The sequence below is a fragment of the Thioalkalivibrio versutus genome, from assembly GCF_001020955.1.
Taxonomy (GTDB): Bacteria; Pseudomonadota; Gammaproteobacteria; order Ectothiorhodospirales; family Ectothiorhodospiraceae; genus Thioalkalivibrio; species Thioalkalivibrio versutus.
On the sequence record NZ_CP011367.1, the window covers coordinates 122182 to 135702 of the forward strand.

At 66.9% G+C, this 13521-nt stretch carries 11 protein-coding genes; all 11 read right to left on the bottom strand.

Translation table 11 applies throughout. The features are described from left to right. Positions 1 to 3: 3 nt before the first annotated feature. Positions 4 to 507, bottom strand: coding sequence for a signal peptidase II (lspA, locus tag TVD_RS00565; RefSeq protein WP_018169269.1), 504 nt, complete (start codon positions 505 to 507; stop codon positions 4 to 6). Further along, the gene (ileS, locus tag TVD_RS00570; protein WP_047250526.1) at positions 507 to 3353 is read right to left on the bottom strand and encodes an isoleucine--tRNA ligase; all 2847 of its coding nucleotides are present in this window, start codon (positions 3351 to 3353) and stop codon (positions 507 to 509) included. Before ileS ends, lspA begins: the two co-directional genes overlap by 1 nt. Before the next feature lie 33 nt (positions 3354 to 3386). After that, positions 3387 to 4349 (bottom strand): bifunctional riboflavin kinase/FAD synthetase, encoded by a 963-nt coding sequence (ribF, locus tag TVD_RS00575; protein WP_047250527.1) that lies wholly within the window; start codon positions 4347 to 4349, stop codon positions 3387 to 3389. Positions 4350 to 4403: 54 nt separating this feature from the next. Further along, a complete protein-coding gene (gene murJ, locus TVD_RS00580) occupies positions 4404 to 5975 on the bottom strand; it encodes a murein biosynthesis integral membrane protein MurJ (protein ID WP_018169266.1) in 1572 nt (523 codons plus the stop codon). Between the two features lie 395 nt (positions 5976 to 6370). Further along, positions 6371 to 6574 carry a cold-shock protein gene (locus TVD_RS00585; protein WP_026182047.1) on the bottom strand — a complete coding sequence of 68 codons (204 nt, stop codon included), beginning with the start codon at positions 6572 to 6574 and terminating at the stop codon, positions 6371 to 6373. 303 nt (positions 6575 to 6877) lie between these two features. Then, positions 6878 to 7597, bottom strand: coding sequence for an SDR family NAD(P)-dependent oxidoreductase (locus TVD_RS00590; RefSeq protein WP_018650621.1), 720 nt, complete (start codon positions 7595 to 7597; stop codon positions 6878 to 6880). Then, complete coding sequence (locus TVD_RS14650) at positions 7557 to 7916, bottom strand: hypothetical protein (RefSeq protein ID WP_167540804.1); 360 nt, start codon at positions 7914 to 7916, stop codon at positions 7557 to 7559. The genes TVD_RS00590 and TVD_RS14650 overlap by 41 nt, the downstream gene beginning before the upstream one ends. Then, complete coding sequence (locus tag TVD_RS00595) at positions 7886 to 10045, bottom strand: putative bifunctional diguanylate cyclase/phosphodiesterase (protein WP_047250528.1); 2160 nt, start codon at positions 10043 to 10045, stop codon at positions 7886 to 7888. Before TVD_RS00595 ends, TVD_RS14650 begins: the two co-directional genes overlap by 31 nt. After that, positions 10042 to 11775, bottom strand: coding sequence for an ATP-binding SpoIIE family protein phosphatase (locus TVD_RS00600; RefSeq protein WP_156167560.1), 1734 nt, complete (start codon positions 11773 to 11775; stop codon positions 10042 to 10044). Before TVD_RS00600 ends, TVD_RS00595 begins: the two co-directional genes overlap by 4 nt. Positions 11776 to 11835: 60 nt before the next feature. Next, entirely contained in the window at positions 11836 to 12141 is a 306-nt protein-coding gene (locus TVD_RS00605; RefSeq protein ID WP_019563018.1) for an STAS domain-containing protein, read from the bottom strand. 176 nt (positions 12142 to 12317) lie between these two features. After that, entirely contained in the window at positions 12318 to 13517 is a 1200-nt protein-coding gene (locus TVD_RS00610) for a methyl-accepting chemotaxis protein (protein WP_047250530.1), read from the bottom strand. Between the last annotated feature and the right edge of the window lie 4 nt (positions 13518 to 13521).

The following is a 13521-nucleotide window of genomic DNA, read 5'->3' on the forward strand; positions in this document are numbered from 1 at the left end:
CGACTAGTCTGTGTTGCCCGAGTGGCTGCGATCGCCCTCGATGAAGGTGGCGACGATCAGCGTGATCGCCCCCACAACAATGGCCATGTCCGCCACGTTGAAGGCCGGCCAGTGATAGCCCGCCCAGTGAAAGTCCAGAAAATCCACCACCGCGCCGTAGCGCACGCGGTCGATCAGGTTGCCGATGGCGCCGCCCAGCACCAGGCCCAGGGCGGTCACCGACCACCAGGCCTGGCGTGGCAGGCGGGCCAGCCAGACGAGGATCAGAAGCCCGATCACCACGGCAATGCCGGTCAGCAGCCAGCGGCCCCAGTCCCCGGCCCCGGCCAGGAAGCTGAAGGCCGCACCCGGGTTGTACACCAGCGACAGATTAAAGAAGCTCGTGACCTCGACCGGCGCGAACAGCGTCAGCGCATGCTCCGCCCAGACCTTGGTGACCTGGTCGGCCAGCACGATGGCCACCGCGATCAGCAGCCCCGGGCCGAGGCCGGACCCCCGCAAGCCCATCAAGCGAAACGCCGGGTCTCGCCCGGGCCGTCCACGTTACTGACGCAGCGCCCGCACAGTTCCGGATGCTGGGTGTGTTGACCGACGTCCGGGCGGCGGTGCCAGCAGCGGGCGCACTTGGGCTGTTCGCTCTTGTGCACCGCCACGCCCAGCGGCGTCCCGTCGCCGAGTTCCGCGGCATGCGCAGCTTCCGGTGCGGCGCCTTCGGCGAGGCGGGCCTCGGAGGTGATCAGCACGAAGCGCAATTCGTCTCCGAGGCGTTCCAGCAGGCTGCGGGCGGTCGAGTCGGCCGGCAGGTGCAGGTCGATCTCGGCATTCAGCGAGGCGCCGATGCCCTGCTCGTTGCGCGCCAGTTCCAGGGCGCGGGCGACATGGGTGCGCACCTCCAGGATGCGGTCCCAGTCGCCATCGGAGAACGTGGCGTCTTCCGGCAGGGGCGCCAGCCCCTCGTACCAGGTGGCGAACAGCACGCTGTCCGGACGCTCGCCGGGCAGCAGTTCCCAGATCTCCTCGGCGGTGAAGGTCAGGATCGGGGCCACCCAGCGGGTCAGGGCCTCGGCCACGTGATATAGCGCGGTCTGTGCCGAGCGGCGGGCGTGCGAGTCTGCCTGGGTGGTGTACTGACGATCCTTGATCACGTCCAGGTAGAAACTGCCCAGCTCCACCGAGCAGAAGTTGTGTACCCGCTGGTAGATCTGGTGGAACTGGTAGCCGTCGTAGGCCTGCGTGACCTGGCCCTGTACCTGCAGTGCGCGGGCGACGATCCAGCGATCCAGTGGCAGTAGATCCTCCAGCGGCAGGGCGTATTCGGCCGGCTCGAAGCCGTTCAGGTTGCCCAGCAGGAAGCGCGTCGTGTTGCGGATGCGGCGATAGGCATCGGCGGTGCGGTCGAGGATGTCCTTGGAGATCGCCATCTCGCCGGAGAAGTCGGTCGCCGCGACCCACAGGCGCAGGATGTCCGCCCCCAGGGTGGAGACCACCTCTTGTGGCGCGACCACGTTGCCGCGCGACTTGGACATCTTCTCGCCCTTCTCGTCCACCGTGAAGCCGTGGGTCAGCACCGCCTTGTAGGGCGCCTCGCCACGCATGGCCACGCTGGTCAGCAGGCTGGACTGGAACCAGCCGCGGTGCTGGTCCGAGCCCTCCAGGAACAGGTCCACCGGCAGCTCGCCCAGTTCCGGGCGTTTCTCCACGACCGTGGAGTGCAGCACGCCGGAGTCGAACCAGACGTCCAGCGTGTCGTTGAGCTTCACGTAGTCGTCGGCCTTCTCGCCCAGCAATTCCTGCGGATCCAGCTGGAACCAGGCCTCGATACCGTCGCGCTCGATGCGCTGTGCGATGGTCTCGATCAGCTCCGCGGTATGCGGATGCAGGCGGTTGGTTTCCTTGTGCACGAAGAACGGGATCGGCACGCCCCAGTTGCGCTGGCGCGAGATGCACCAGTCCGGGCGGTTGACCACCATCCCGTGGATCCGGGCCTGGCCCCAGCTCGGCATCCACTCCGTGTCGGCGATGGCCTTCAGGGCATCGGCGCGCAGCTCGGCGCGGTCCATGCTGATGAACCACTGCGGCGTCGCGCGGAAGATGATCGGGGTCTTGTGGCGCCAGCAATGCGGATAGCTGTGCTCGAACTTTACCGCCACGATCAGCGCGGCGTGCTCCTTCAGCACGTCGATCACGTGGCCGTTGGCCTGGTGCACGTTCTCGCCGGCGAAGTGCGGGGTGTCGGGCAGGAAGCGGCCATCCGGGCCCACCGGGTTTTCCACCGGCAGGCTGTACTGCAGCCCGACCGCATAGTCCTCCTGGCCGTGGCCGGGGGCGGTATGCACCGCGCCGGTACCGGTCTCGGTGGTCACGTGATCGCCGAGGATCAGCGGCACGTCGCGCTCCAGGAACGGGTGGCGCAGCATCAGGCCTTCCAGTGCCTGACCCTTGGTGCGTGCCACGATGTGGCCTTCGCCCAGGGAGTAGCGCGCCAGGCAGTCCTCGACCAGGTCCTCCGCCAGCAGGATGCGCTCGTGTTCCAGCTCCACCAGGGCGTAGTTCAGTTCCGGGTGCAGGGCGACCGCCTGGTTGGCCGGCAGGGTCCATGGGGTGGTGGTCCAGATCACCACGCTGATTGGGCCGCGCGAGCCGTCGATGCCGTCGAAGCGGCGCAGGAAGTCGATGTCGTCGACCACGCGGAAGCGCACGTCGATCGCCTGCGAGAACTTGTCCTCGTACTCGACCTCGGCCTCGGCCAGGGCCGAGCCGCAGTCCACGCACCAGTGCACCGGCTTCTCGCCCATCTGCACGTGGCCACGTTTGAAGATGGTGCCCAGCGCCCGGACGGTGTCCGCCTCCACCTGGTAGTTCATGGTCAGGTAGGGGTTGTCCCAGTCACCCAGTACGCCCAGACGCTGGAAGTCCGCGCTCTGGCCGTCCACCTGCTCCTGGGCGTATTCGCGACAGGCCTTGCGGAAGGTCGCGGCGTCCACGTCGCGCCCGGCCTTGCCCAGCTTTTGTTCCACCTTCAGCTCGATCGGCAGGCCGTGGCAGTCCCAGCCCGGCACGTAGGGGGCGTCGAAGCCGGCCAGCGTGCGGCTCTTCACGATCACGTCCTTGAGGATCTTGTTGACCGCGTGGCCGACGTGGATCGAGCCGTTCGCATACGGAGGGCCGTCGGCCAGCACGAAGCGCGGCCGCCCGGCGCAGTATTCGCGCAGCCGCTGGTAGCGGTCCTCGGCTTTCCAGGCCTCCAGCCACTCCGGCTCCCGCGTCGCCAGGCCGGCGCGCATGGGGAAGGCCGTCTCGGGCAGGTTGAGGGTGTCCTTGTAGGGGTTCGGCGGTGCCGGTTTGCGTGCCATTAGCGAGTTCCGGATCGGCCCTGCGGGCCGGTTTCAGTCGTGTGCGGAGAGTTGCGTGCGGGCGGTTTCGACGTCACGCGCGATCTGCGCGCGCAGCGCCTCCAGGCCCTCGAAGCGTTGCTCGCCGCGCACCTGCGCGACGGGTTCAAAACAGACGGCCTCGCCGTACAGGTCGGGTTGGCCCTCGAGTATGTGGGCCTCCAGACGTTGTTCGGTACCACCCACCGTCGGACGCCAGCCGATGTTGGCGACGGCGGGCAGGGCCTCGCCGGAGGCCCGGCGCAGCCAGCCGGAGTACACCCCGCGCAGTGCCAGCGGCCATGGCCCCAGGCGCAGGTTCGCGGTGGGAAAGCCGATGGTGCGCCCGCGCTTGTCGCCGTGTGCGACCCGGCCGTGCAGCCGGTAGGGCCGCCCCAGGAGTTCCGCCACGCGGGCGAAGTCGCCGGCGACGGCGGCGGCGCGCACCCGCGTGCTGCTGATGCGCCCCTCGGCGTCACGCACCGTCGGGGTGGATTCGACGGTGAAGCCAAGCCGTTTGCCGGCCGTCTGCAGGGCCGACCGATCGCCCTCGCGTCCGCGTCCGAAACGGAAGTCGTCGCCCACCAGCACATGGCGGGCGCCCAGACGGCGATGCAGGACCTCCTCCATGAAGGCCGTGGCCGAAAGCCCCGCCAGCTGCGCGTCGAAACGCAGGACCCAGGCTGCGCCGAGGGCGCTGTCGCCCAGCGTCACCAGGCGATCGCGCAGCCGCTGCAGGCGGCCGGGTGGCGCGGGGGCCTGGGAGCGTGCGGCGAAGTACTCGCGTGGCAACGGCTCGAAGGTCATCAGGAGCGCCGGCGCCTGGCGATCCTGCGCCGCCTCGAGTAGCCGTCCCAGAACAGCCTGATGACCACGATGCAGACCATCAAAGTTGCCAATGGTCACCACCGCGCCATGCATGCCGGCTGCCTCGAACGCCTTGCTGTCGGCCGGCCCCAGGCCGCGAATCAGCCGCATCGCCCCGATCCCGCGCAAAACCGAAAGTATAACCCGCCGGGGCCTTCGCCGGCATCATTGATCGGTGCCTTCGCGCAGCAGCAAGTGGTGCGGGCGCACGCCGGTCAGCCACAACGTGGCGGCGAGTGTGGCGGTGCCGGCCAGGATCAGGCCGGTGAGCGCCAGCAGGCGGGTGTCGACGGGCCACTCGGTCCACTGGCCGAACTCCGGCGAGAGCCAGATCAGCACCCCGATCATCGCGGCGAGCCCCAGGGGCAGCCCCAGGCGTAACGAGCGCAAACCCGGTCCTGGCTGGTAGATGCCCTCGCGGATCAGCCCGCGGTAGAGCAACCCGGCGTTGATATAGGCCGATGCCGAGGTGGCCAGCGCCAGTCCGGCGTGCGCTCCGGGTGTGCCGGAGAGATACCACGGCAGCACAAAGGCGCCGTTCAGCACCATGTTCCAGAGCATGGCGATGATCGCAATCTTCACCGGGGTCTTGGTGTCCTGGCGAGCGAAGAAGCCAGGCGCCAGCACCTTGATCAGGATGAAGCCGGGCAGGCCCAGGGCATAGGCCGCCAGGGCCATCGCGGTCATGTAGGTATCGAACTGGGTGAAGGCCTGATACTGGATCAGCGTGGCCAGGATCGGCACTGCGAGCACGACCAGGCCGACCATTGACGGCAGCGCGACCAGCATCGCCAGGCGCAGGGCCCAGTCCAGGGTGCGACCGAAGGCGGCCGGGTCGGCCAGGTTGTACTGCCGCGCCAGGCGCGGAAGGATCACCGTGCCGATCGCGATCCCGAACAGGGCCAGCGGCAGCTCCACGAAGCGGTCGCCGAAGTACAGCCAGGAGATCGATCCGGCCACCAGGAACGACGCGATCAGGGTGTCCACCAGCAGGTTGATCTGTACCACCGAGGTCCCGAGGATCGCCGGCAGCATCAGCTTCACGATCCGGCGCACCCCCTCGTGGGCGCGTCCAAAGCGCGGGCGCGGCAGTAGCCCCGCGCGCCACAGAAAGGGGATCTGGAAGGCCAGTTGCAAGGCCCCGGCGATAAACACCCCCCAGGCCAGGGCCACCACCGGCTCGTCGAACATCGGCGCCAGCCACAGCGCGGCGACGATCATCGACAGGTTCAGGAAGACCGGGGTGAAGGCCGGCACCGCAAAGCGCCCGATGCTGTTGAGAATGCCGGCCGCCATCGCGGTCAGCGAGATGAACAGCAGGTAGGGGAAGGTGATCCGCAGCATGGCTGCGGCGAGGTCCTGGCGCCCGGCCTCCTGGGTGCCCAGCCCCGGGGCGAACACCCAGATCAGTGCCGGCGCTGCCAGGATCCCGATCAGGGTCACGACGGTGACCACCGTCATCAGGGTGCCGGCGGTGTGATCCAGCAAATCACGCAGGGCCTCGCGCCCGCGCTTCTCGCGGAACTCCGCGAATACCGGAACGAAGGCCTGGTTGAAGGCGCCCTCGGCGAACAGTCGGCGCAGAAAATTCGGGATGCGGAAGGCGACGAAAAAGGCGTCGGTGGCCGGTCCGGCACCGAAGGTGACCGCCAGCACCATGTCGCGCAGATAGCCCATGATCCGGGAGATCATGGTCATGCCACTGACGACGGCGGTGGAGCGAAACAGGCGGTTCATCGCGTGCGGGAGCAGCCTTCGGGAAAGCCCCGCAGTGTACTTGAATCATTCTCGATGAACTTCTGCATCCACCACGAAGCGCACGCTCAAGAGCGATTGCACCACAGAGGTCGCAGAGGACGCAGGGGTTAGGGGGGGCGTTGGGTGGTGGGTAGGATGCTGATGAGCGTAGCGAATCGCATCGATCCGGGGACGGCCCGACCCCGATGCGTTTCACTGCGTTCAACGCATCCTACCCGTTACTTCCAAGTCAAGAGCGATCGCACACAGAGGGCACAGAGGGGATAGGGGGTCGTTTGGTAGTGAATGCAGAACGCCGGACACGAAAAAGGCCGCCCGGAGGCGGCCTTTTCGGACGGTCCAACGAAGGAGCCGTCAGCCTTGGGAGTGGCGCCTTAGATGGCGGTCACTTCGCCGGCGGCCAGGCCCTTGGCGGTTTCCTGGATTTCAAAGGAGACCTTCTGGCCTTCGGCCAGGGTCTTGAAACCCGAACCGCTGATCGCGGAAAAATGGACGAACACGTCCTTGCCGCCATCATCGGGGGTAATGAAACCAAAACCCTTGCTCTCGTTGAACCACTTCACAACACCAGTATTCACAACTTGTAACCTCTTCATGTAACTAACAAATGTGTTCGCGGCATGCTGCCAACAGATCAACGGGAGCACTGGTTCAGAAACTAGAAACTTCCTAGTGTTGTCGCTCAACCACGAATCACGCTCCCGACTATACGCGCCATCCCAGGCAAAATCCAACGCACCTTCATGAACCTTTTTTGGCGCTGCGAAGCCGATTTTCCGGGTTGGGTCGCGGTCCGCGCCCCAACCGCGCGAGGCCGCGAAGAAGGGCAGCGTCAAGAGCGTTTCCACCGCAGTTTTCTGCGTGCGAAACCGAAACGGGCGTCAGAGTTGGCGGATGTCGACGAAGCTGCCGCGGGTCGTGTGGCGCAGGCGCGGCAGGGCATCCAGGATGGCGCGCGCGGCGTTTTCCGGGTCGGGCATGTCCGGGGTGCCGCGCGCCGCCTTCAGGCGCTGGAGCACCGGGAAGCTCTCGCGGTCGGCCTCGTCGCACAGGTAGTCCTGCATCGCGGTGTCGACCAGGCCCGGGGCGAAGGCGTTGATGGCGGTCTCTTCGGGGAACTCGTGCGCGTAGAGCTGCATCATCATGTTCAGCGCGGCCTTGGACAGCGAATAGCCGCTCCAGCCGGCATGCCCGGAGACCGATGCGCCGGAGGAGATCGCGATGATCTGGCCGACGGCCACGCGCTGCTTCAGCAGCGCGTCGAGGATGACCTTGTTGGCGAAGGTGTTCACGTCCATCAGCAGGCGCAACTCGTCCATCGGCGCGTCCTGCATGCGCTGCATGTGGCCCAGTAGCCCGGCGTTTAGCACCACCAGATCAACGCGGTCCACGCCGCCCAGCAGCCGCTCCATTGCGGCCCCGGTGGCGTTGAAATCGCCCAGATCCACTTTTTCGTCGCCGCTCACCCCGGCCTCGGGGCAGCCGCGCCGGCTCATGCCGTAGACCTTCGCGCCGCGTTCCAGCAGCGCCCGGGTGAGGCCCAGGCCCAGACCGCTGGAGTTACCGGTGACGAGTGCCGAACCGAAACTGCCGTCCTGCATGCTCTTTCTCCTTGGTTTTGCCGATGGAGGGATTGTCTACCACGAAGCCCACGAAGACACGCAGAAGGGTCAGGTGAAAAGCGTTTTCACTAGAGGGCACAGAGGACACCACAAGGCCTTCAGGCGGATTCGCGGCGTGCAGCGGTCGGATGCGTTGAGCTATGCGAAAGGCATCGGGGGCGGGTTGCCCCGTGGGATCGATGCGATTCGCTGCGCTCATCAGCATCCTGCTCGCTTCAAGGCCATCCTCGGTTTTCTCCGGGTGCTCGGTGGTGAGCAAAACGGCCCTTACCCCGGCGTGCGCGCGCGTTTCTGCCATTCGTGTTCGAGCTGGGTGGCGGGCATCGGGCGGCCGAGGAGGAAGCCCTGGACCTCGTCACAGCCCATCTCGCGCAGGAAGGCGTGCTGCTGTTCGGTCTCCACGCCCTCGGCCAGGACCCGCAACTTCAGGGTCTTGGCCAGGCCGATGATCGCCCGCGTGATCGCCTCGTCGTCCGGGTCGTTGCCGATACCCCAGGTGAATTCACGGTCGATCTTCAGCGTGGTCAGCGGCAGCCGCCGCAGGTAGCGCAGGGACGACTGCCCGGTGCCGAAGTCGTCGATCGCCACCGAGACGCCCAGGTGCACCAGACGCTGGAGCATCGCGGCCGCCGCGTCGATATCCTCGACCAGTACGCTCTCGGTGATCTCCACCTCCAGGCGCTCGGGGGCGAGCCCGGCCGCCTGCAGGGTTTCCAGGATGCGCTCGGGCAGTTCGGGGTCGGCGAACTGCCGGGCGGACAGGTTGATGGCCAGGCGCAGCGGTGGCAGGCCCAGGCGATCCCATTCCGCCAGTTGCCGGGTGGCGGTGCGCAGGACCCAGTCGCCGATGGGCACGATCAGCCCGGTCTTCTCCGCCAGCGGGATGAAGTCGCCCGGCGATACCATGCCGCGCTCGGGGTGATGCCAGCGGATCAGAGCCTCGACGCCGACGGTGTCGCCGCGATTGAGCCCGGTCTGCGGCTGATAGTGGAGCTCGAATTCTTGCTGGCGGATCGCGGCGCGTAGCGCTTGCTCCAGCTCCAGTTGTTCGCGCGCCAGGCTGTTCAGCTCCTGGGTATAAAAGCGGTAGGTGTGGCCCCCGAGGTTCTTGGCCTCGTGCAGGGCGCCGGTGGCATGCCGCAACAGGTCGTCCTTGCCATGGGCATCCTGAGGAAACAGGCTGACGCCGATACTGCTGGTGGCTACATGCTGGCCGCCGCTCACGGCAAACGGTTCCGAACAGTGTTGCAGGATGGCGTTGGCACGTTCTTTCGCCTGCTCGAGATTGTCGATTTCCGTAAGGACCACGGCGAACTCGTCGGCGGCCAGGCGGGCCAGGGTGTCGCGCGGGCGCAGCAGGTTTTGCAGCCGCTGGGCGAAGGCGCGCAGCAGCGCATCCCCGGCGTCGTGTCCCAGGGTGCTGTTGATCGAGGTGAACCGGTCGATGTCGAGCAGCAGCACCGCCAGCGATTCACCCTGTCGTTCGGCGTCTTCCAGGGCCGCCCGCAGACGGGTGCGCAAACCCGTGCGGTTGGGCAGGCCGGTCAGGGCGTCGAAGTTGACCAGCTTGAACAGCGCCTGTTCGGTCTTCTCGCGGTCGGTCAGGTCCTGGTGGATCCCGAGGATGCGGCCGGGGGTGTCCCCGGCGCGTTCACCCTCGGCCAGCATGTAGCGTTCTTCGCCGTTCGGCAGTAGCAGGCGGTGGCGGATGGAGAAGCGCGGGGTTTCGCCGTTGGCCAGACGCAGGAGGGCGAAGGACAGGGCTGCGCGGTCATCCGGGTGGGTCGCTTCGATCAGCGCCTCGCGGGTCATGGAGCGGGGGCGGTCGTCATGCCCGAACAGCACGCTGGCTTCCGGGGAAAGCTGGAGTTCGTCGGTTACCAAGTCCAGATCCCAATGCCCAATACGGGCCACGCGCTGGGCGGCCAGCAGGCGTCGGTGACTATCCTGCAGGGCCTGCTCGGCGCGCATGCGTTCTTGCACCTGGCGGGTCAGCAGGTCGATGGCCTCGCGCAGGTGTTCGACCTGTTCCGGCGTGTCGTAGGGCTGGTCCGTATGCGGCTCGCGCAGCACCACGAACTGCACGTTTTCATGCGGGTGCTGGCAGCTTCCGATGTCCAGCAGGGCGGACCGCGTCTGTCCATCCTCGCAGAGGATCTCCACCGGGTCGCGGCGGGGGATCAGACCATCGGCCAGGGTCGATTCGCGTAGCCGTGCAATCAGATCGAAGGCCGAGTCGCGGGGGGTGATCCGGGTGGTCAGATCGCATCCGTCCAGGCTGCAGGCGGTAGCACCGAAAAGGCGCTCCGCCGCGGGGTTTGCGTAACGCACGTGGCCATCCGTTGCCACGAAAAGGACCGCCTCGCCCAGGGCGTTGACCAAATTGATCGGTGCTGGACTGCGCACGGACTCCAGGGCGTAGGTCATGCGGATGCCCTCTTCTTGTCCGTCACGCCCGGGGCGACATCCCAGCGGTAATCCGCCTCCACCAGGTTGCCACTGCCGTGGTAGCGAACGTCTTCACAGAGCTGGCGGACGAGGGTCAGCCCGCGGCCCCACAGCCGCTTGTCTCCCCGGCCTTCCAGTGTTTCCTGGAGATGCTGGTGGTCAAAGCCCGGCCCGCTGTCGCGGACCCGAATGCGGATGCAGTGCTGGGTGGCCATCGGTCGGTAGCGCAGGGACACGCCGATCCGGCCGCGAATGTCGCGCAGCCCCTCGGCTCGCTGCTGGTAGTACTGCTCGAAGCCTTCCACCGTGGCCTTCATGTCGGAGTCCAGGCGCAGAACGCCGTGTTCGAAGGCGTTGTTGCAAAGCTCGGCGATCACTGTTTGCAGTGCCTCGGCGTGCCCGCCCCCCAGGTTGGGCAGCCATTCGAGTAGCTGGGTGCGGGCCGCGCCGACCAGATCGACTTCCGCCAGGCGCTGGTCGCTGGCATCCAGCGACCAGCGCAGGGTGCCCCGCAGCTGGCGGCCTTGCGGGCGGCCACTCTCGGTCACCACGGTGGGGGTGCAGTCGATGGTCACCAGGGTCATGTCGTCGGCGGGTGTCTGGTTCCCGCAGTGGGTGTCCAGGGCCTCGCGGATGCGCTCGAAGGCGTCGGCAGCGGAATGGCTGGCGCGGCATTGGCGAAAGACGGTGTCTTCGCCGAAGGCGACCCCGGCAACATCGGTTGCCTCCAGCACCCCGTCGCTGACCAGGGTGAGCCAGTCGCCCTCGTCGAGATCGAAGGAACGGGCGCCGGTATCGAGGTCGAGACGGTCGAGGATACCCAGCGGCATGGCCCGCGACTGGATGCGTCGCACGCGGTCCTGGTGCGTGTTGCACAGCCAGGCGTCGGGCATGCCGCCGTTCCACAGGCGAACCCGGTGCCCGTCGGGGGAGAACGTGGCGAGAACCGCCCCCATGAACATCGCCGCGGGCAGGAAGTCGTGCAGGACGTGGTTCAGTTCGTGCAACAACTCCTGGTCGTCCACGCCCTCCTGGGTCAGGGTGTGGAAGGTCTCGCTGACCGGATAGGTGCCGATGGCGGCGGTCAGACCATGGCCGGTGAAGTCCCCTACAAGCACGCGCAACGCCCCGTCGGGGGTGTAATCGGAGAGCACCACGTCGCCGCTGAAGGTGGAGGCGGCGCAGCGGTGGAGCCGCAACCGATCCAGGCCGCGATTGCGGCGGGTGATGGCGCGCGAGAACAGGCCCTCGGCGGTTTCTTCCTCCCAGGCCTGACGCGCCTGGGCCCGCAGCAGGGCCTCGTTGCGGCTTTGCAGCCCCGTGTGCAGATCGCGCAGGCGCTCCATCGCATGGATCTTGGCCTTGAGGATCGCCAGATTCAGCGGCTTGTTGAGGAAGTCGTCGCCGCCCGATTCGATGCCGCGCAGCAGGGCGTTTTCGTCATCCAGGGCGGTCAGGAAGATCACCGGCACGAAGTGATCTCCCATCTCGGTCTTGATGATGGACGTGGCCTGGTAGCCGTCCATCTCCGGCATCATTACGTCCATCAGGACCAGGTCCGGTACCTGCTCGCGGCAGGCCTCGACCGCGGCCAGGCCGTCGTTGGCCTCGCGGATTCGGTAGCCGGCCCCCATCAGCATCATGCGCAGGAGGCGGCGGTTGTGGGGGTCGTCGTCCGCGACTAGCACCAAGCCCTGGCCGGAGATCATTTCATCCGGAGGGGGCGGGTAGGTGGCTGAGGTATCGGTCGGCTGGTTCACGATGCCGCGTTACTGGATGCGGAACAGGCGGCCGAAATTGGCAATATCCAGGACCTTGCGCACACCCTCGGAGGCGCCGGCGATGGTGACATCGGAAAATTCACCCCCAGCGTGCTCGCGCAGCAGGAGCAGCATGCCCAGCGCGGAGCTGTCCATGTACTCGGTCTGCGAGAGGTCCACGGTGTAGCGCACGCCGGTCCCGGCGGTTGCGCGGTAAGCGGCGCGGAAGTCCTGGTGCTGTTCGAAGTCGAACCGACCCTTGATCCGAATGCGGACATCCTTGCCATCGTCGGAGGCGTGTTGCTCGATGCTCATGTGTGGTTCCTGGCGTTCTGGCGGGCTTGCTGCCCGGTAATGGAAACACTGACGCAACCCTTTCTGGTCGCCTCAGCGTATGGTGCACGGCAAGCGGGATCTGAGCCCCGCCGTAAAATGACCAACAGGCGTTTCGTAACAAGGTAGCCGTCAGGGGAGAGTAGGACGGCAAAAGCTCAGAACAATTCCACCTCGCCCGTGCCCATGTTTTGCTGGTCCACCGCGCGGTGGTAGTTCTCCTGGCGCCGGTCGCGCCACTCGCGCACGCGCTGCGCCATGGCCCGGGCGTCTTCGGTCGAGCGGGCCTCGTGCAGGATACCCTGCAGTTCCTGCAGGTGGGTAACCGCCTCTTCGGCGGTGCCCAGCGACTGTCGGGCAATGTCCTCGAACTGCAGTGAGCGCACGGCGAGGGCGACGGCCTGGTTCATGCGTTCGCTCAACTCGGCCTCCTCGCGGATGCGCTCGTCCAGTTCGTCGGTGGCGCGCCGGGCGTATTCGAACAGGTGGGTAATGCGCTCCTTTTCACCCATGCTTTCGCTCATGTCGCGCGACGCCATGTCGTGCACCGTGCCATGCACCTTGCTGATCGACTCGCGGGCCTGGTCGATCTGCTTGCGGATGTCGTCGTGGAAGGTTGCCGAACGCTGCGACAGCGAGCGCACCTCGTCGGCCACCACCGAGAAGCCGCGCCCGGCCTCGCCGGCGCGGGCCGCCTCGATGCTGGCGTTCAGCGCCAGCAGGTTGGTCTGCCCGGCGATCGCGCCGGCACTGTCCAGCAGCTTGAACACCCCGTCCATGTGCTGGCTCATGTCTTCCATGTGGTGGGCGCTCTCGACACTCTGGCGACTGATCTGGACCAGGGTGTCGATGAACATCTGCAGGGTCTGGTCGGACTTGCGGGTCAGCTCGATGATGACCTCGGCATGGGTCATGCCCTCGTCGTCGCCGTCCTCGGTGACATCGCTGGTCATCAGTTCCGTCTGGCGTCCGGCGATCTCGTGCATCTCGTTGAAGCTCGTGCCCAGTTCCTTCACCGCCTCGGCGATCAGCCCGCGCTGGCGGCCGATCTCGGCCGACAGCTGCCCCAGTTCGAAGTCCATTGCCTGATCCAGCTCGTCGGAGAGTTCGCTCCCGCCGGTGGGCTGGCCCGGGGTTGCGCGCTCATCGGACACGGTGTCAGCGGTTGTCGGCCCGCGCTGCTGGATGCCCAGGGCCAGCAGCGCTGCCAGCCCGGCCAGGATCGCGGCGGCCAGTGCCTGCCACCAGGCGGCGGAGAAGCCGGCGATGATGGCCGCGAGCAGGAGCAGGGCGGTCAGTACCAGCGCCAGGGCTTTCTGGGCCGAATCACGGGTGAGCCATTGCATGCGGTCGTCCATTCAC